This is a genomic window from Acinetobacter sp. Ac_3412, from assembly GCF_013072675.1.
Lineage (GTDB): Bacteria > Pseudomonadota > Gammaproteobacteria > Pseudomonadales > Moraxellaceae > Acinetobacter > Acinetobacter higginsii.
Genome location: NZ_LXUJ01000009.1, coordinates 740362 through 759109, shown reverse-complemented (window position 1 = coordinate 759109; position 18748 = coordinate 740362). Strand labels below are relative to the sequence as shown.

The window sequence follows — 18748 nt, the reverse complement described above, 5'->3', positions numbered from 1 at the left end:
CTCTTCATATTTTTATCCCAGCCATTCATTAATAAATTATTGCCTTACACTTGGATAAGAACTTTAGTCGTTTTAAGCCTCTTGCACTTCGCTAAACCTTCAATCTGTCATCTACTTACACTTGATCAGTACTTTAATCGCTCTGATAAAGCTTATATACGACTTAAATCTATATAGAAATCACATTTAGCTACTTTTCGTGAAATTTAGATCAAGTAAAATAAATTAAATTTTAAAATCGAGTAAATGACGGATGGATACTTTAGCTACAGCAAAAACACGTTACGCCACAAAAGCTTATGATGCAGAGAAGAAAATTCCTCAAGCACAATTTGAAAAACTACTCGAAATTTTACGTTTCAGCCCTTCTTCGGTAAATATTCAACCTTGGCACTTCTTGGTTGCTGAATCTGATCAAGCAAAGCAGCGTATTGCATCGGCATTGACTGGCAACTATGTGTATAACGCGGCCAAAGTTCTTAATTCTTCACATACCTTAGTATTTTGCACGCGTACCGATATTTCTGCTGAATACTTAGAACAATTATTACAGCAAGATGATGCCAGTGGTCGCTTTAAAGATGAAACTGCCAAACAAGGACAACGTGCCACACGTTCTGGTTATGTTGAATTCTATCGTAATGAACTGAAAAATCTTCCTGCATGGATGGAAAACCAGACCTACCTTGCACTTGGACAACTGCTTTTTGCTGCGGGTCTAGAAGGAATCGACGCAACACCTATGGAAGGGTTTGATAGAGAACTTCTTAATAAAGAATTTGATTTGGCTGAAAAAGGCTTAAAAGCCTCTGTAATTGTTGCACTCGGATATCGCAGTGACAGTGATTTCAATGCCAAACTGCCAAAATCACGACTACCCGATGAAGTGGTTTTTACTCGTCTATAACAACATTTATTGAATAGTTGCCCTAATAATAACCAATTACACCTTATTATTAGGGCTTAGCATTACGCATTCGTATTGATTTGAGATTGACTTAAAACCGTCTGGTCTAATTCTTCAAAAAAGACCTTCAGATCATCGGCCTGAATAAAATCTGCTTTAAACAGCATTGAGGTTTGAACATCATCGATCCCACAATAGGCAAAAATACCTTCCACGATTTGTTTGTGAATCGCTTGTGTATAACCGTGCCGATCATACCCAGATTGCGTCCCTGTTGCAGTCCCAATCAGTTTAACTGGAATATTTTTTAGAGTACCCAATAGATTCCCCTGTTCATCGTATTTGTAGGCCCAGTCCTGACTAAATACACGTTCAAACCAGCCCTTTAAGAAAGCAGGAACCGACCACCAATACACAGGAAAAATAAAATAGACAACATCCGCACGATCAAAGCGCGCCTGTTCAAATTGAACATCGGCATCCAAAGATTGACGACCACGATAAGCTTCAATATCAGAAAGCGTCATCACTGCTTGAAAACCTTCCTTATATAAATCGGCAATTTCTACTGAAACTCCCTTTTCAGTTAAATCATGAGAAATATGCTGTGCAATCTGATGAGACAGTGATTGTGTATCTGGATGTGTTATAACAATCAAAGCATGCTGGAGTTTATTTGAATTAGACATAGATCCATTCCGAATAGATGATTTTCTCAAGTTACCAATAGTAACTTATACTGTCAACTCGGTTTTTGCTGCTTATATTTAGATCGCTGAATAATCTTGTAAAATAACTAAAAGTGAATTTTCCATCACCTGCTGTGCAGTCAGTGCATCAATTTGATTTTTACTTGCTGCTGTCGATACCGTTTCAATCAAGCCCATGATCGCGATCACGATCGCCTCACCCTCTTTTCCATCCAATTGAATAAATGGATGGATGCTTTGTTTAAAAATTTCTGTGAATTTTTGCTGACATTGCTGAAAATAGTTTTGCAAGATATCACTACCAGACAAAGCCGCAATCACCAATCCAACCTCTGGACCCGTTGAGATAAAACAACTTAAATAAGCGTCGCAAAAAATATGAATGGTTTGCTGTAAGGTTTTTGCTTCTGCGGCTAAAGACCGATTAAGCTCAGCAGTCTGTTTATCATCAAACTCCTGATAAATCGCAATCAGTAACCCTTCACGGTCAATAAAATGTCGATATGCAATTGGCTTAGTAATACCAGCTTGCTCTGCTAAATATCCCAGAGTTAAGGCTTCTACACCCTGAGTTCGAATAATTGAACGGGCCACCTGCAACAATTGCTGTCTGCGCTCTTCCTTACTTAGTCTCTTACCAGTCATAATTTTACTTCCATCAAATTTAACCAAAACGCTTTACATCATTGCTTTGGCTAAACACAGGACTGCAACCACACCACAGATCAATCCAATCCAGGTATAAGCTTTTAAGCGTTCTTTAAATAATACGACGCCACTGAGAACGCCAAGTACTACGACAAGAATATTCATCCCAGCAAAAACAATGGCAGGCGTTTCTTTGAAAATCATATGTGCTTTGACATATAAGGCGATATTGGCAAAATTGAGTACACCTAAAAATAAACCTGTAAAAATATTTTTAGGCTGCCAATTCGGTTGAGTAATTGCGATATAAGCGATGGATAAAATAAAGGCGGCAATAAACGTTAAATTCAATGTAACTGCAAACTGTAAACCTAAACTACTACTATATTTAAGTAATATATCTACAGCAGCATAACCCGCCCAAACACTAAACAAAAACAAGGCTGATTTTAAATTCATGCCTTTACTTGCCTGCTCTGTGGCCTGTCCGATAATAATCGCTAAAATCGCAATGATGCCCAGTACGACGCCAATTAGTTTTAATTGGCTAAACTGCTCCCCAAAAATAAAATAGGCAGCTAATAACGACAGTATGACTGCAAGCCGCTGAGCAATTTCCGTTTTCAGGATACCTGCAAATTGCAAAGACTTCGCCAAACATAAAAATATGCTGGGTAATAACACTGCTAAAATAAGAATTAACCACCAAGGGGTATGATTCAAAGAGATATGCGTAATATCGGTTTTAAACCAATAAAAACATAAAAGGCTTGCGCTCAAATAATTCCACGCAATCATTTGAAAAACATCAAATCCCTTTGCTTTTAGGTATTTCAGCAAAATTGAGACCAATACACTACAACATGCCGCAGCAACAATCATTTCCATAGTATTTATTCTAGCTTTCTAATAGACAAAAAAATGCCAGTCTAGCGTGAGACTGGCATTTTCTTAAAGATCATCGATCAATTAACGATTGTTTTCGTCTTCTTGACCATCTTCGAATTTAGTTTCGCCATCGAAGCCACCTTGATGACCAAAGCCACCTTGACCACCGAAGCCGCCTTGACCACCGAAGCCACCTTGACCACCGAAGCCGCCACCTTGACCACCGAAGCCGCCTTGACCGCCGAAGCCACCACCTTGACCGCCGAAGCCACCTTGACCGCCGAAGCCGCCACCTTGACCACCGAAGCCACCAGCAGCGCCTTGACCACCGAAGCCACCAGTAGCACCTTGTGCAGGGAAGCCACCAGCAGTACCTTGAGCACCAGCAGGACGTGGGTTACGCGCAGGAACAACTGTAGAAATCGCGTGTTTATAAACCATTTGACTTACAGTGTTTTTCAACAAAACAACATATTGGTCAAATGACTCAATATGACCCTGCAATTTGATACCGTTTACAAGGAAAATAGAAACTGGAATACGTTCTTTACGGAGAGAATTTAAGAACGGATCTTGTAAAGTTTGACCTTTAGACATTTTTAACTCCAAAAAATTTTTAAATCAGCGCAAAAAAACTATCTTTATTTTTCAACTAAAAATTATAAAAAGACAGCCTGCGAATTTTGCTTTATCCAAAGAAGTTTCGCAAGTCTTCTTTCGCCTGCTTTATCGTCACGTAAGTTTTAAAATCGTGTATTTCTTGCAAAGAACGTAACCATGTGTATTGACGTTTAGCTAATTGCCTCGTCGCAAAAAGGGCTTTGTTCTCCATTTCTACTTTATTTTTGAGACTTAAGTCACTTTTTAGTAAAAAATCTAAAGCTTGACGATAACCAACAGACCGCATAGACGGTAAATCATCATTTAAATCGTATTTTTTAATCAATTCCTCTACTTCATTCAAAAAACCAATATTCCACATTTTGCTCAATCTTTGCTCAATGCGTTGATGTAATTCTAAACGATCTGGCATTAATGCGTAGTTATGAAATATGTAACGATATGGTTGATTTTTAGGTTGTTCAGCTTGTAGTTTTGTTATCGGTTCACCCGTGATTCGAAACACTTCAAGCGCACGAATGATGCGCTGCTTATCCGATACTTTAAACTTTTCTCCTGCAACAGGATCTACCTCAACCAACTCTTCGTAGACAGATTGCCACCCCTGTTGTTCAGCTTTCTGAAGAATGGCATCACGTATCGTTTGATCCGCATTGGGTAAATTACTTGCCAGACCTTCAAGCAAGGCTTTGAAGTACAACATGGTTCCACCCACCAAGATCGGGGTCTTACCACGGGCATGCATATCATCAATCAATGGGCAAACATCTTCAACAAATTGTGCCGCCGAATACACCTCTAAAGGCGTAATAATATCAATCAAATGATGTGGATATTGCTCTTGTTCTGCTTTGGTTGGTTTCGCTGTGCCGATATCCATATCTTTATAAACTAAAGCTGAATCGACTGAAATCAGTTCGCAATTTCCACGCTCATAAAGTTCACATGCCAATGCTGTTTTACCGCTTGCGGTAGGCCCCATTAAATTGATGACGGGCAATTGATTTGACATGTAAAACTACTCTCCTCGAGCAAATAATTTATCTAATTGATGGAGTGGAAACGCACGCCAAGTTGGACGCCCATGATTACATTGGCTGGCAAACTCGGTTTGTTCCATTTGACGTAATAAAGCATTCATTTCCGATAAACTTAACTGGCGATGCGCACGCACAGCGCCATGGCAAGCCATCCCAGCGAGCAATTCATCACGTTTTTGCAATAAACCTCTCGCTTCATCATTTGGATCAAGATCATTCAGTAGTTCTGGGATGAGGTTGCTAAAATCAGCCTTATGCAAAATCGCAGGGACACCACGCACAATCACTTGATCATCACCATATTGATCGACTTCTAAACCGAGCCGTTGCAATTGTGATTGTAAATCTTCGATACGTGTCGCTTGCATGCGTGTGATAGATACAATTTTTGGAATCAATAACTGCTGAGACGTCCAAAACTCAGGTTTATCCCATGCTGACTTCATTTGTTGCAACAAGATACGTTCATGTGCCGCATGCATATCGACAATAATCAGGCCTTCAGTATTTTGCGCTAGAATATAAATCCCATGTAGTTGTGCGATCGCAATCCCTAAAGGAAACTCATCTACACGTGATGGAGCTTGATCGTTTCCATCTTCTGCATCTTCGCGTAAAGGCGCTAAATAGCTTTTTAATGCATTATTCAGTTGTGCAGAACCATTATATCGAGGCTGCTGAGCTTGCGATGAATTGTATTGCACAGCTTGTGGTCGACTTTGATTAAATTCAGTCAACAAATCTGTCGATACTTCAGCAGGTTGATTTAATTGCGGTTCTGCTTCTATCGCCGCACGATGTAAATTGAATTGTTCTTGGTATTTTGGCTGTGGTTGATAATTAAAATTATCATCCGCCGCATCTGTTTTCATTGCCTGTGCTAAATCTGCACTTGCAGTCTGAAATTGAGACAAGGTTGCTTTGGCATAGTGACGTACAAATTCATGCACTTCACGCTGGTTTAAAAAGCGGATTTCATGCTTGGTCGGATGCACATTGACATCGATATTTTCAGGATCGACTTCTAAAAATAACAAATAGGATGAATGTTGATGACCATGCAAAATTCCGTCATAGGCCATACGTAAAGCGTGTGAAATGGTTTTATCTTTGACAATACGACCATTCACATACACATATTGCATGTCAGCTTGTGCACGCGCATCGGAAGGATGTCCCAGCCAGCCAGATAAGCGCATATTGATACTATCTGAATCGATCCAGTACGCATTTTGGATAAATTGCTGGCCTAATAACTGTTGTACACGCTGATAGCGTAATTCACCACTGTCAGCGACAGGCAGGTTTAAACGAATATTATCGTTATGTTCTAGTACAAAACGAATATCGAAATGAGTTAAAGCCAGACGGCGAACAATTTCTTCAATATGATTAAATTCAGTTGTTGGTTTTTTTAAAAATTTACGACGTGCAGGCACATTAAAAAATAAATCCTGTACACGAATGTGTGTGCCTTTTTGTGCAGCGACCGCTTGAATTTGTTGATGATCAAAAGCTGTACCATTCACTTCAACTTGATAGCCGACACCTTGCTCATCTTGACTACTGGTCAGAGTTAAGCGTGATACAGCTGCAATTGACGCTAAAGCCTCTCCACGGAATCCCAGACTCACAATCGCATGTAAGTCATCAGCAGTTTGAATTTTACTAGTGGCATGACGCATCACCGCTAAAGGTAAATCTTCTGCATGAATACCATTACCATTATCAATGATTTCAATCAGCGTAGAACCGCCCTGCGCAACTCGGATAATCAGTTCAGTTGCACCCGCATCAATTGAGTTTTCTAATAATTCTTTGACCACAGATGATGGACGTTCAATTACCTCACCCGCCGCAATCTGGTTGGCTAAGGCAGCATCAAGGGTATGAATACGACGAGTTGAATCATGCGCCATTCAATTGTTCCTGCAAAGTTTGAGATAAAGATTCGGATTCAGTACTTAGCGTGACAAAGCGTGTCAACTCATCATCCGATTTTTGAATATCAATCACCACATCAGGTTTTGGAATTTCATCTCCACCTTTCGATGGCCATTCAAACAAAAATAAAGCATCGGGTGTTTCTAAATAATCACGGATGCCCATTAGCTCTAATTCATAAGGATCATCCAGACGATATAAATCGAAGTGAAAAATTTCTTTACCTTGGATTGAATAAGGCTCAACCAAGGTATAGGTTGGACTTTTTACTGAACCTTGATGTCCTAGATGTTGCAAGAAATAACGAGTAAAAGTGGTCTTTCCAGCGCCTAAATCACCAATTAAATAAATAATGCCAGAGCGCACCTGTTCAGAAAGGATATGTGCAAAACGCTGAGTGTCTTGTTCATGATTTAAAGTAAATTTCACTGAATACGACATGGCAAATAAAACATAATTGGGATGGCAGCTATGATAACATTGCCCTGCTTTAAAGCCTAATAAACTCCTTTTAAACTGGCTTTTTTTACATCGTTTATACCGAGTCGATATCGCTGTATGTCATCAATCATTGAATTTACGCCTCCGCTCATTAATGGTGTCAGTGCCAGTAAAGTTTTTTTGCCTCATGACGTTTCTGCATCGACCATTTTTGATTATCTCTGCCAGCACTTCCCACATATTCAGATCAGCGAATGGCAACAGCGTTTTGCAAATGAGCTGATTTATGCGGCGGATGGCACCAAGCTTACAGTAGAAAGCCGATATACAGCCAATACTCATATTTTTTATTATCGTTTTCTTGCGCATGAAGTACATGTGCCATTTCAGCATGAAATCCTATTTGAAAATGATGATTTACTTGTAGTCGATAAACCGCACTTTTTGACCATGACACCAACTGGGCAATATGTACAAGAAACGCTATTGGTCAGACTGAAAAAACAAACAGGCTACGAAGATCTGACCCCCATCCATCGACTGGATAGAGAAACAGCTGGTGTGGTTTTATTCTGTAAAAAAGTCGCCTCAAGAGGTGCATATCAGCAGCTTTTTGCCGAACGAAAAGTGCAAAAAACCTATCATGCTATTGCAAAATATCGACCTGAACTGGATTTTCCGCAAATTTTGCAACTACATTTAGAAAAAGGTCAGCCTTTTTATACGATGCAAATTAATCCTGAAAAACCCAATAATACTGAAACTTTAATTGAACTGTTAATGCATGATCAGCAGCATGCCAAATATAAACTTAGTCCCAAAACAGGAAAGCAGCACCAATTACGCGTCCATTTAAATTATTTGAATATTCCTATACTTAACGATTCTTTTTACCCTTATATTGAGCATAAAGCAGAGGATGATTTTAGTCAGCCATTGCAGCTACTTGCCAAAGAAATTTGGTTTATTGATCCGATTCTAAATCAAGAAATGCAGTTTAGCTCCAAGCTTGAACTCACATTGTAAATACACCGTAATGACAAAAATTCTATTTTTTCACTTCAAAAATATTGAAATTACATTGCAATGGTTTAAAATACATGACGATAACTAAAAATATTTGGTCTCATTCTTCATGCGAAAAACAGAAGTTTATCAGGTTCGCCTCGATTCACAGGAAAAGAAGCAAGCTTTTGCCGTGTTTAAACAGTTGGGTATCTCCCCTGCTCAAGCCGTTCGCCTTTTCTTTAAACAAGTGGTACTCACCAAGTCGATTCCATTTGCAATTGAAAATCAGAACATCAACATGGAACAGTTATTAAAACTGCGTAAATCAAAAGCAGCCGCCAGTACTGAAAACCCATCTTCTGTCGAAATTGAAGATGATCATGAAGACTTATTTGAAGAGTTGAACGCCCTTCTTGGTGAAAGTGACAAAACTTAACAATGTTGCATTTATAAACAAGTTTTTATTTTTTAAGCTGAATTTTTTTCGCTATTCTGACAGTCCTAATAAAATTATAAGTGTAAGGATAGGCAGGAATGATTGTTAAGCGAGCAACTAAGGAAGATCTTCATCAACTTGCTGTCTTGTTTGACGAATACCGTCAGTTCTACGGTGCATCATCAAATATTGATCAATCTTATCAATTTTTAAAACATCGCTTTGACAACAAAGACAGTGTCATTTTCATTCATGTTAAAGATGACGTATTTACAGGCTTTGTACTACTCTACCTTGCTTTTTCTTCTGTGGCTTGCGAAACCTACTATATTCTCGATGATGTCTATGTCACTCCTTCTTATCGAAAACAAGGTTCCGCTAAACAACTGATTGATACCGCAATCTTATTCGCACGGCATGAAAATGCACAACGTATCAGCCTAGAAACCCAAAAAAATAATTATCAATCTCACCGTCTATACGAACAAATGGGCTTTATTCAAGACAGTGAGTTCAAAACCTTCCATTGTTTTTTAAAGTAATCATGCATCTAAGGCGATGTTCTGACTTAACTGTTTTTGCGAAGGGGTTAAGTAGATCCACTCACCTTCTTTTAATTCAGGTAATTCAAGTAACCCCACTTGATGCCGATGCAAAACTTCAACTTTATTTCCAACAGCTGCCAGCATGCGTTTCACTTGATGGTAAACACCTTGGTGAATGGTCATTGCAATTTGATGTTCTGAGAATAATCGCACATCGGTGGCTGCATAGGTACCTTTCTCATTACGCAGTTCGACTCCCTGCTCTAAGCCATGTTGCTGTTCAGCTGTAACAGGATCTGCTGTGGTGACATGATAAACTTTGGGTACATGTTTTCGTGGATGTGTTAATGCCTGTAGATATTGTCCATCATCGGTCAGCAATAATAGACCTGTGGTATCTTGATCTAGACGGCCCACGCATTGAATCCCACGATGCAACAGAATTTCAGGAAAAAGACTAAATACACTTTTATGATGTGTCGTCTGATGCGAACATTCATAGCCTTGCGGTTTATTTAAAACAATATAGACGTGCTCTCGATATTGGTATTCTTCACCAAATACTTCAAAGACCAGTTGATCGGTATTGATATTCTGTTTCGGGTTATCACAGACTTGATTTTCAATCTGAACAGAACCATTTTTAATTAACTGCTGACAATACTTACGTGAACCAAAGCCTTGTGATTGCAAAATTTTTTCCAGCAGCATAAATAAATCCTAAGCTAAACTGCGGCCATTGTACTCGATTACAACGCAGGCTGTTGCTCGTTGCCTATTCATTCTTTATTTTTATAATTTATTCACAATCTCTTCATTTGTTATAGAACACTAACAAAACCCTCGTCAAACACTCTCAATCTAGATATTGCGCTCCATATTTTCAGCCACAACTCTTGTTACATTTGTCACAAGCAAAAAGAATATTGTCCAAAAGAATGGATAAGGAGTTTCACCATGAAATCGAATATGTGGTTATGTAGCGTTATCTTAGCAGCATCTTCAATGATGACCGTTGCACATGCAGATAATACCACTCGTGTTGCCGCAACCTCTGCCCTAGGAAGTGTAGTTGGTACCGCCTTGGGCAAACAACTTGGTGGTGACACTGGTGCAATGATTGGCTCTGCAATCGGTGGTGCTGGCGGTGCAGCTGCATCGAGTAATCGACGCGACCGTACTGAAGCTGCCATTGGTGGTGGTTTAGGTGGTGTGGGTGGTTATACCGTTGGCCGTAATATGGGCGGAAGCAATGGTGGTTATATTGGTGCAGCCCTAGGCGCAGCTGGTGGTTCGGCATTAGGTCAAAAGGTTGGTCAAGACCGTGATGCGGATCGACGTTATGATGATCGTCGCTATGACCGCCGTTATGATAATCGTCGTTCTTACGATGACCGTCGCTATTACAATTCTCGTGAAAGCTACCGTCATGACAATGGCCGCCATCGTGGCTGGTACAAACACCGTTAATCAGATCAAAACGTTTTACCCCTTTAGCGCCCTCGGGCGCTTTTTTTTGTTTGATCAAAACTATATATCGATCTAAAACGATATACAAAACCAAACTTATATCGTATTATTTCGATATATAGTTTTGAGACACCACAATGAAATCACTACAAGATATAAAATTCTCTATCCTAGAACTCGCTCCTGTTCGAGATGACAAGAGTATCGAGTTTTCTCTCCGTCATGCATTAGAACTCGCGCAACATGCGGAAAATTTAGGTTATGAGCGTTTTTGGTTGGCTGAGCATCATAATATGGATGGGATTGCTAGTTCAGCGACTGCAGTTTTATTAGGATTCATTGCTGCAAATACGCAGCACATCCGTTTGGGTTCAGGCGGTATCATGTTGCCAAACCATGCACCATTGGTGGTTGCAGAACAGTTTGGAACACTAGCCACACTCTATCCAGATCGTTTTGAACTCGGTTTGGGTCGTGCACCAGGTACAGATCAAATGACCATGCGTGCCTTACGTCGTGGCCGTCAGGAAACTGAAGATCAATTCCCTCAAGATGTGATGGAGATTCTGCAATATTTTAAAGCACCGCAACCAAATCAGAGAATTATCGCAACACCAGGTCAAAATACCCATGTGCCTGTTTGGTTACTCGGCTCAAGTTTATTTAGCGCACAATTGGCCGCAAAACTTGGACTGCCTTATTCTTTTGCGTCTCATTTTGCACCACGAATGTTAGGTCAAGCCATCGAAATCTATCGTGATAACTTCCAAGCTTCGGAATATCTCGATAAACCTTATGTTTCAATGGGGGTCCCAACAGTCGTTGCTGCAAGCGATGAAGAAGCTCAATATCTGGCAACCAGTTCATATCAGCGTATTTTGAATCTAATCCGCGGCCATAGCTTAAAGCTTAAACCACCGATTGATTCAACTGAAGGTCTAGCATCGAGTGCTGAACAAATGGCAATTCAGAATTTTTATGCTATGGCACAAATTGGTTCTCAAGAAACCGTTAAAGCCGGCTTAAATAAAATTGCAGCACAATATAATGTCGATGAATTCATCTTTACTTGTGATATTTACGATACGCAAAAACGCTTAGATAACTTCAGTTTATTGATGGATATTAAAAACAACTAAATCTTTGGCTTGAGTCTACAAGGTTCATTCCCCAATCAATCTTGTAGATTCACCATCCATTTAAATTCCAGCTTGGAGCATCTCTGTTGCTTGTTCTACATTCACAGCCCGACTAAATAAATAGCCCTGTCCGATTGAGCATCCAGAAGATTTTAAGAGTTCTAATTGTTCGGTGTTCTCAATACCTTCTGCAACAATATCCAATGATAGTTTTGGCCCCAAAGCGATGATCGCCTGTACAATGGCTAAAATCGCCTCATCATCATTCATTTGACGAATAAAATCACAGTCAATTTTTAAACAATCTACTGGGTAATCCCGTAAACGGGTTAAAGAGGAATGTCCTGTGCCGAAGTCATCCAATGATATTTTAACGCCTTGTTGTTTCAATAAATTTAATGCTCGAATCACATAGTCAGAACCACGATCATCCAAGATATGTTCAGTAATTTCTATTTCTACTAAATGATGTGGAATGTTGTAGGCATTTAAACGGTGGAGTAAACGCTCAGCATAATTGTCTTTCAGAAACTCGACTGGTGCTGCATTGATTGAAACAGGAACAACATCTAATCCTCGCGCTATCCACGCTGCAATATTTTTAAAAACTTTATTCTGCATTGCATCACTAATTTTTGTCGCCAGAATATAGTCTTGAAATGCTTGTTCAATATTACAAGGTGAATGGATATGCTGATCTTCCGTCTGCCAACGTAATAATGCCTCGAAACCAACCACCTTCGCATCTGCTAAACGCACTTTCGGCTGGTAAAATGGGACGATAAGATCATCACGAATAATATGGCGCGCATCATTTAATTGAATTGCAATGTTTTGAGCCGCAACTTGCATCTGCTGGTTAAACATACGAAAACCACCACGTCCCGTCGCTTTCAAATCATTGAGCGCAGTATCTGCGCATTTCATTAAATTAGCTGAGTCTTTTGCATCTCGTGGATAAATCGCACAACCGATACTCATACTGCCATTAATCAAATTGCCAGCATAAGTAATCGGGGCTTCTAACTGTCGACTCACATCCACAGCTATTTTTTCAAGCTCTACTTGTGTCTCAATTCCATTGACGACAATAGCAAACTCATCACCGCCTAAACGAGCGACAAAAGTGTTTTCAGGCAAAATGTTTTCTATTCGCTTAGACAGAACACGGAGTAGATGATCTCCAGCTGCATGGCCAAGCGTATCATTGACATGTTTAAAGTAATCTAAATCCAGCAACATCAAGCCGAGTAACTTCTTGCCTTTTTTATGTCGATGTAATGCACGCTTAAGTTGTAATTTGAAGAAACGACGGTTATATAATCCTGTTAAATCGTCTAACTCACTTGAAAGCTGTAATTGGATTTCAGTTTGTCGTTGTGTGGTCACATCGCGAGACAGACACAAAACCTGCACGATCTGGCCCTTATCATTTAATATCGGCGTGAGTAAATTATCCCAATACTGTCTTTCAGTCCCTTCTCCACTCATCCCACGGAAACGTGCAGCCTTCCCTTTAAGTGCCGTTTTTAAGGCATAACTCGCCTTAGTTCTTATTTCCACAGGTAACAGCTCGGCCCACTTCATGCCAAAGCTATTTTGGCTTTGAGGAAGATTAAGTGCGATACATCCCGTTTTATTGACATGCAGTAAAGAGCCATCTGCTTCTAATAATTTTATGCAATCAATACTATTATCCAGCATGTTGGTTTGTGCATTAATACACTGAACTAAGTTTTGTTGATACTGCTTGGTTTCATGGATATCAACGCTATTGATAAACCAATGTGCTTTTTCTTCTGAATTCGCCGCTATAAATTTTGCTGACAATAAAAACCAGCGATATGCACCAGACTGATGTTTTAATCGGCATTCAATTTGAAATGGGGACTTATAGATAAATGCCTGCTGCCACTCACTTTGGAAGATTGCTCTATCCTCAGAATGGATTAAATCGACCCAGTCTTTTGCAAAATGTTCTAGGTCGTTAAAACCAATATACTCTTGGCTTAAACTATTAAAAAAATACGCATCTCCATACTCAGAGAGCAGCCAGACCAGACTCGGAATACGGTTAAAAATATTTTGTTGGGCCTCACTCAGTTGATGGTTAGAGTGAAAAGGAATAGCCAAGTTCACAGACTTCTGTTCCAAACAGAACTCTCTCTATCAAGATATTCAGTTGCAATAAAAGCCATAGACCACCAACAATAAAAGTGAGATTTAAATCACAGTATTGTAGCAGAAATGCAATAAAATTATCACCAATTACAGACCGATCAGTTAGATTCACTTTATTATTTAATATCAATTATTTATTTTAAATTCACGATATTTGTCAAACTTTCTTTAAGAAAATGATCTAAAAAATTACAGACTACCTCATCTTGAGGACTGAGGTAGTCAGGCATAATTAGCCAATACGACGTTTTAAACCCGTCATTTGTAAGACACGTGTTGAGATTTCCTCAATCGACATTTCCGTGACATTTAAATATTTAATCCCTTCAGAAATATAAATCCCTTCAATCGCACGTAATTCCATCTGGCACTGGCTGAAACTTGAATAGCGGCTATTCGCTTTACGTTCGTTACGGATTGCCACCAAACGTTCGGCATCAATCATCAAACCAAATAGCTTGTTTTTATGTTCGCGCAGTACTTTTGGCAAACGATTGTCATCCAAATCTTCTTCAGTCAATGGATAGTTCGCTACACGAATACCAAATTGTAATGACAAATAAATTGAGGTCGGGGTTTTTCCTGAACGTGATACGCCAATTAAAATAATGTCGGCTTTGTCATAATGGCGTGTTCTCGCCCCATCATCATTGTCCAGTGCGAAATGTACCGCATCGATACGTGCTTTATAATATTCAGAATCAGTCACCGCATGAGTTTGTCCAACCAAAGTGGTCGGTGGCGTACCTAGTTCTTGTTCTAATTTACTAATCAAGCCTTCAAAAACGTCTAAGTTGACTGCCTTAGCAGTATTGATAATTTCACGGACATGCGGGTCAACTAAAGTATCAAAAACTAGCGGCAAAGAACCATCACGACTTTGACATGCATTGATCTCTACAGCGACATTCATAGCCGCCTCTTCAGTCGTAATATAAGGTATAATATGGATGTCAAAATCAACGTTTGGAAATTGCGCAAGTAGTGAATGTCCAAGGGTTTCTGCGGTAATTGCGGTACCATCTGAAATAAAAAAAACGCTCCGTTTAATTTCTTTACTTACGGGCATCAAAATTCTCCTTAAACATTTGTCTTAGTGCTCTATAATCTTTATAGTAAACTCATCTAACATGACTGTCGCTTAGTAAAACACTAAATCTAAGCACTTTTGTATAATTTCATACCAATGATGGTCATTCATACTGCAAAAAAAGTGGAGTAAATACTTTGGAAGCGCGCGTAATCGGTCTGGAAAAATTAGGAAAACACGATGTCGAACTCGTAGGTGGGAAAAACTCATCTTTGGGTGAAATGATCAGCCATTTATCCAATGCTGGTGTATCGGTACCTGGTGGCTTTGCAACTACTGCTGCTGCCTATCGTGAGTTCTTGGATCAAAGCGGCTTAAACGCTCGTATTCAGGCTGAACTTGTTCAGCTAAATGTAGAAGATGTAAATGCACTTGCTGAAACTGGTGCAAAAATCCGTAACTGGATTGTTGAAACTCCGCTTACTGCGACATTAGAACAAGAAATTCGTGAAGCTTTTGCTGCACTTTCAAACGGCAACCCAGACATTGCTGTTGCGGTACGTTCTTCTGCAACGGCTGAAGACTTACCAGATGCGTCTTTCGCAGGTCAACAAGAAACATTCCTCAACATTCGCGGTATTGATAATATTCTTATCGCGATTAAAGAAGTTTTTGCATCACTTTATAATGACCGTGCGATTGCTTACCGTGTACACCAAGGCTTTGAACATAGTGTTGTTGCCCTTTCTGCTGGTGTACAACGTATGGTTCGCTCTGAAACTGGTGCTGCGGGCGTTATGTTTACGCTTGATACAGAATCAGGTTTCCGTGATGTGGTCTTTATTACTGCATCTTACGGTTTAGGCGAAATGGTCGTTCAAGGTGCTGTAAACCCAGATGAATTCTATTTATCTAAACCGCTTTTAAATGCAGGTAAACACTCTGTTTTACGTCGTAACCTCGGTTCTAAACACCAGAAAATGATTTATGGTGAAGAAGGTTCTGCGGGTAAATCAGTGGTTGTGGTTGACGTTGAAAAACCAGAACGCCAACAATTCGCATTAAATGATCACGAATTACACGAATTAGCAAAGCAAGCTTTAATCATCGAACAACACTACGGCTCGCCGATGGATATCGAATGGGCAAAAGATGGCGATGATGGTCAAATCTATATCGTTCAAGCACGTCCTGAAACAGTAAAAAGCCGTCAAAATGTCGGTACCATGGAACGTTATTTGTTAAAACAACGCGGTACTGTCATCTGTGAAGGTCGTTCAATCGGTCAACGCATTGGTTCAGGTAAAGTGCGTGTCGTAACGTCTATTAAAGAAATGGATAAGGTTCAGGACGGTGACGTACTTGTATCTGACATGACTGACCCAGATTGGGAACCAGTGATGAAGCGAGCTGCTGCAATCGTTACCAACCGTGGTGGTCGTACTTGTCACGCAGCAATTATTGCACGTGAATTAGGTGTTCCAGCAATCGTGGGTTGTGGTAATGCAACAGAAGTACTGACTGATGGTCAAGAAGTAACTGTTTCATGTGCTGAAGGTGATACTGGCTTCATCTATGAAGGTGCATTAGATTTCGAAGTACAACGTAATTCGATTAATTCAATGCCATCACTACCGTTCAAAATCATGATGAACGTTGGTAACCCTGACCGTGCTTTTGACTTCGCTCAAATCCCGAATGAAGGGATTGGCCTTGCACGTCTTGAGTTCATCATTAACCGTATGATCGGTGTGCATCCTAAAGCATTATTAAACATTGACAGCTTGCCACGCGAAACACGTGCTGCCGTTATGGCGCGTACTTCTGGCTACTCTTCTCCAATCGAATTTTATGTCGAGAAGTTAGTTGAAGGTATTTCAACACTTGCTGCTGCATTTGCAGAAAAGCCAGTGATTGTTCGTATGTCTGATTTTAAATCGAATGAATATGCAAACTTGATCGGCGGCAAGCTCTACGAGCCGGAAGAAGAAAACCCAATGTTGGGCTTCCGTGGTGCGAGTCGTTATGTATCTGATAACTTCCGTGATTGTTTTGAACTTGAATGTCGTGCCTTGAAAAAAGCACGTGATGAAATGGGTTTAACCAATATCCAAATCATGATCCCATTCGTGCGTACAGTTTCTGAAGCGAAACGTGTGATCGAACTTCTTGCTCAGAATGGTTTAAAACGTGGTGAGAATGGCCTCAAAGTCATCATGATGTGTGAATTACCAACCAATGCCCTATTGGCTGAGCAATTCCTTGAGCACTTCGATGGTTTCTCTATCGGTTCAAACGACTTAACACAATTAACACTCGGTCTTGACCGTGACTCTGGTATCGTATCTCACTTATTCGATGAGCGTGATCCAGCAGTTAAAGCGCTCCTTTCTATGGCAATTCATGCTTGCCGCAAAGCAGGAAAATACGTTGGTATTTGTGGTCAAGGTCCTTCGGATCACCCTGACCTTGCGAAGTGGCTCATGGAACAAGGTATTGAATCTGTGTCACTTAACCCTGACTCAGTACTTGATACTTGGTTCTTCCTTGCTGAAGAACAAATCAAGAAAGCCTAGTCTTTTTTAGAAAAAGACCCTCTTTCGCAGGGTCTTTTTTCATCGTAGGGTCTGTTGAGATTTCAGAGATACTTGCGACAACGGACATTTTTAGACAATACAAGGCATGGCTTACGCAATTTAGCCATTCTAAATAATGAGCAGCGATTGCAGCTGCGTAAGATAACGCAGTAGTGGCAAAAATGTCCTTGTCCCGTAGGGTTATGGCTAAAACCTCCCCAAACTTCGTTATAAAACCTTGACAAGGGAACTGCCATTGTCTACGTTTCATGCCTTGTTTGGGTTGTTTTAGCCTATAACGCCAGACATGTCTGAAATGTCAACACACCCTTGTAATTGAGATTTTAAAATTATGCAAATTTACTTGGCTCGTAATAATCAACAAGCAGGACCTTACAGTTTAGAACAAGTAAACCAAATGCTTGCCAGTCAACAAGTTTTATTGACCGATTTAGCTTGGCATGAAGGTATGGCTGAATGGAAAACACTTGGTGAACTGACACAAGGTAAACTTGTCTACGAACCTGTAGGTTACTCTCCTTTTAGTGCTCAAATTAAAACTGAAACGAACGAACCAACTTACAAAATCAAAGTCGAACAAAAAGCACCTGAACTCGCACCTTTTCATTCACGTGCGCTAGCGAAAGTTTTTGATCTCATCCTTTGGCTACCGATGGCTTCTATCCCATCTTTCTTTTTTAATGAAAGCCAATACCAAGAGTTGTTTGAAATTCAAAAACAGATGCAAGCCACCCAAATTGCATCTGATAAAGCAGTAGAATTACAGCATCAATTGATGCAGCTAATTCCAAATGAAGCATGGATAATGATCTTTGCTTACCTCATTATCATGCTCATGATTCAGGCGTTCTTTATTGCAAAATCAGGCCAGAGTATTGGTAAAAAAATCGCCAAGATTAAAATTGTGGATGTCGAAACATCAGGAAAAGTCAGCACAATTCGGGCCTTTTGGTTGAGAAGCGTGTTCTTTATCATTCTCAATTTGATCCTTGTCCCAATCATTACCGTGATTGATTATGCTTTATTCGCATTTACCAAAAATCGTCAAACTTTGCACGATAAAATGGCAAAAACTAAGGTCATTAAGCAGTAATCACAAATCGATAAACAAAAGAGGATTTATTCCTCTTTTTTTATGTATTA

General features: G+C 39.9%; 18 protein-coding genes. 8 read left to right on the top strand and 10 right to left on the bottom strand.

The genetic code is table 11. From position 1 onward, the window contains the following. Positions 1 to 253 precede the first annotated feature (253 nt). Positions 254 to 907: an oxygen-insensitive NAD(P)H nitroreductase gene (gene nfsB, locus A7P54_RS11775; RefSeq protein WP_171549662.1), complete on the top strand. Its 654-nt coding sequence runs from the start codon at positions 254 to 256 to the stop codon at positions 905 to 907. Positions 908 to 969: 62 nt separating this feature from the next. Here nfsB and A7P54_RS11770 read toward each other — a convergent pair whose 3' ends face one another. From A7P54_RS11770 to tsaE, 7 genes are all read right to left on the bottom strand, one after another. Further along, positions 970 to 1596, bottom strand: coding sequence for an NAD(P)H-dependent oxidoreductase (locus A7P54_RS11770; RefSeq protein WP_171549661.1), 627 nt, complete (start codon positions 1594 to 1596; stop codon positions 970 to 972). A 78-nt stretch (positions 1597 to 1674) separates the two neighbouring features. Continuing rightward, entirely contained in the window at positions 1675 to 2262 is a 588-nt protein-coding gene (locus A7P54_RS11765; protein ID WP_159884296.1) for a TetR/AcrR family transcriptional regulator, read from the bottom strand. A 33-nt stretch (positions 2263 to 2295) separates the two neighbouring features. Beyond that, entirely contained in the window at positions 2296 to 3153 is an 858-nt protein-coding gene (locus tag A7P54_RS11760) for an EamA family transporter (protein WP_004806050.1), read from the bottom strand. Positions 3154 to 3234: 81 nt separating this feature from the next. Continuing rightward, positions 3235 to 3750, bottom strand: coding sequence for an RNA chaperone Hfq (gene hfq / locus A7P54_RS11755; protein WP_004806048.1), 516 nt, complete (start codon positions 3748 to 3750; stop codon positions 3235 to 3237). Between the two features lie 91 nt (positions 3751 to 3841). Then, the gene (miaA, locus tag A7P54_RS11750) at positions 3842 to 4786 is read right to left on the bottom strand and encodes a tRNA (adenosine(37)-N6)-dimethylallyltransferase MiaA (protein ID WP_004806046.1); all 945 of its coding nucleotides are present in this window, start codon (positions 4784 to 4786) and stop codon (positions 3842 to 3844) included. 6 nt (positions 4787 to 4792) lie between these two features. Beyond that, a complete protein-coding gene (mutL, locus tag A7P54_RS11745) occupies positions 4793 to 6733 on the bottom strand; it encodes a DNA mismatch repair endonuclease MutL (protein ID WP_171549660.1) in 1941 nt (646 codons plus the stop codon). Continuing rightward, a complete protein-coding gene (gene tsaE / locus A7P54_RS11740; RefSeq protein WP_005189732.1) occupies positions 6723 to 7199 on the bottom strand; it encodes a tRNA (adenosine(37)-N6)-threonylcarbamoyltransferase complex ATPase subunit type 1 TsaE in 477 nt (158 codons plus the stop codon). Before tsaE ends, mutL begins: the two co-directional genes overlap by 11 nt. Positions 7200 to 7316: 117 nt before the next feature. Here tsaE and A7P54_RS11735 point away from each other — a divergent pair, with 117 nt between their 5' ends. From A7P54_RS11735 to A7P54_RS11725, 3 genes are all read left to right on the top strand, one after another. Next, positions 7317 to 8225 (top strand): pseudouridine synthase, encoded by a 909-nt coding sequence (locus tag A7P54_RS11735; RefSeq protein WP_171549659.1) that lies wholly within the window; start codon positions 7317 to 7319, stop codon positions 8223 to 8225. A gap of 109 nt (positions 8226 to 8334) precedes the next feature. Next, positions 8335 to 8643: a type II toxin-antitoxin system RelB/DinJ family antitoxin gene (locus tag A7P54_RS11730; RefSeq protein ID WP_005152044.1), complete on the top strand. Its 309-nt coding sequence runs from the start codon at positions 8335 to 8337 to the stop codon at positions 8641 to 8643. Positions 8644 to 8741: 98 nt separating this feature from the next. Next, positions 8742 to 9185 (top strand): GNAT family N-acetyltransferase, encoded by a 444-nt coding sequence (locus A7P54_RS11725; RefSeq protein ID WP_005204693.1) that lies wholly within the window; start codon positions 8742 to 8744, stop codon positions 9183 to 9185. Here the strand turns inward: A7P54_RS11725 and A7P54_RS11720 are convergent, their stop codons facing one another. Beyond that, on the bottom strand, positions 9186 to 9899 hold the full coding sequence (locus tag A7P54_RS11720; protein ID WP_171549658.1) for a pseudouridine synthase: 714 nt from the start codon (positions 9897 to 9899) through the stop codon (positions 9186 to 9188). Positions 9900 to 10145: 246 nt separating this feature from the next. Here A7P54_RS11720 and A7P54_RS11715 point away from each other — a divergent pair, with 246 nt between their 5' ends. Both A7P54_RS11715 and A7P54_RS11710 read left to right on the top strand, forming a co-directional pair. Continuing rightward, positions 10146 to 10658, top strand: coding sequence for a glycine zipper 2TM domain-containing protein (locus tag A7P54_RS11715; RefSeq protein ID WP_004806031.1), 513 nt, complete (start codon positions 10146 to 10148; stop codon positions 10656 to 10658). 137 nt (positions 10659 to 10795) lie between these two features. Beyond that, a complete protein-coding gene (locus A7P54_RS11710; protein WP_171549657.1) occupies positions 10796 to 11797 on the top strand; it encodes an LLM class flavin-dependent oxidoreductase in 1002 nt (333 codons plus the stop codon). Between the two features lie 60 nt (positions 11798 to 11857). On the opposite strand, the gene A7P54_RS11705 is transcribed toward A7P54_RS11710, so the two are convergent. After that, positions 11858 to 13936: an EAL domain-containing protein gene (locus tag A7P54_RS11705; protein WP_171549698.1), complete on the bottom strand. Its 2079-nt coding sequence runs from the start codon at positions 13934 to 13936 to the stop codon at positions 11858 to 11860. Between the two features lie 274 nt (positions 13937 to 14210). Further along, the gene (locus tag A7P54_RS11700) at positions 14211 to 15047 is read right to left on the bottom strand and encodes a pyruvate, water dikinase regulatory protein (RefSeq protein WP_004806023.1); all 837 of its coding nucleotides are present in this window, start codon (positions 15045 to 15047) and stop codon (positions 14211 to 14213) included. A gap of 158 nt (positions 15048 to 15205) precedes the next feature. On the opposite strand from A7P54_RS11700, the gene ppsA reads away from it, so the two are divergent. Then, positions 15206 to 17584, top strand: a complete 2379-nt coding sequence (ppsA, locus tag A7P54_RS11695) for a phosphoenolpyruvate synthase (protein WP_004806022.1) — start codon at positions 15206 to 15208, stop codon at positions 17582 to 17584. A gap of 352 nt (positions 17585 to 17936) precedes the next feature. After that, entirely contained in the window at positions 17937 to 18698 is a 762-nt protein-coding gene (locus A7P54_RS11690) for an RDD family protein (RefSeq protein ID WP_171549656.1), read from the top strand. Positions 18699 to 18748: the final 50 nt, after the last annotated feature.

Coding starts and splice junctions, on each gene's coding strand:
- nfsB (WP_171549662.1), top strand. CDS start 254: ATGGATACTTTAGCTACAGCAAAAACACGTTACGCCACAAAAGCTTAT.
- A7P54_RS11770 (WP_171549661.1), bottom strand. CDS start 1,596: ATGTCTAATTCAAATAAACTCCAGCATGCTTTGATTGTTATAACACAT.
- A7P54_RS11765 (WP_159884296.1), bottom strand. CDS start 2,262: ATGACTGGTAAGAGACTAAGTAAGGAAGAGCGCAGACAGCAATTGTTG.
- A7P54_RS11760 (WP_004806050.1), bottom strand. CDS start 3,153: ATGGAAATGATTGTTGCTGCGGCATGTTGTAGTGTATTGGTCTCAATT.
- hfq (WP_004806048.1), bottom strand. CDS start 3,750: ATGTCTAAAGGTCAAACTTTACAAGATCCGTTCTTAAATTCTCTCCGT.
- miaA (WP_004806046.1), bottom strand. CDS start 4,786: ATGTCAAATCAATTGCCCGTCATCAATTTAATGGGGCCTACCGCAAGC.
- mutL (WP_171549660.1), bottom strand. CDS start 6,733: ATGGCGCATGATTCAACTCGTCGTATTCATACCCTTGATGCTGCCTTA.
- tsaE (WP_005189732.1), bottom strand. CDS start 7,199: ATGTCGTATTCAGTGAAATTTACTTTAAATCATGAACAAGACACTCAG.
- A7P54_RS11735 (WP_171549659.1), top strand. CDS start 7,317: ATGTCATCAATCATTGAATTTACGCCTCCGCTCATTAATGGTGTCAGT.
- A7P54_RS11730 (WP_005152044.1), top strand. CDS start 8,335: ATGCGAAAAACAGAAGTTTATCAGGTTCGCCTCGATTCACAGGAAAAG.
- A7P54_RS11725 (WP_005204693.1), top strand. CDS start 8,742: ATGATTGTTAAGCGAGCAACTAAGGAAGATCTTCATCAACTTGCTGTC.
- A7P54_RS11720 (WP_171549658.1), bottom strand. CDS start 9,899: ATGCTGCTGGAAAAAATTTTGCAATCACAAGGCTTTGGTTCACGTAAG.
- A7P54_RS11715 (WP_004806031.1), top strand. CDS start 10,146: ATGAAATCGAATATGTGGTTATGTAGCGTTATCTTAGCAGCATCTTCA.
- A7P54_RS11710 (WP_171549657.1), top strand. CDS start 10,796: ATGAAATCACTACAAGATATAAAATTCTCTATCCTAGAACTCGCTCCT.
- A7P54_RS11700 (WP_004806023.1), bottom strand. CDS start 15,047: ATGCCCGTAAGTAAAGAAATTAAACGGAGCGTTTTTTTTATTTCAGAT.
- A7P54_RS11690 (WP_171549656.1), top strand. CDS start 17,937: ATGCAAATTTACTTGGCTCGTAATAATCAACAAGCAGGACCTTACAGT.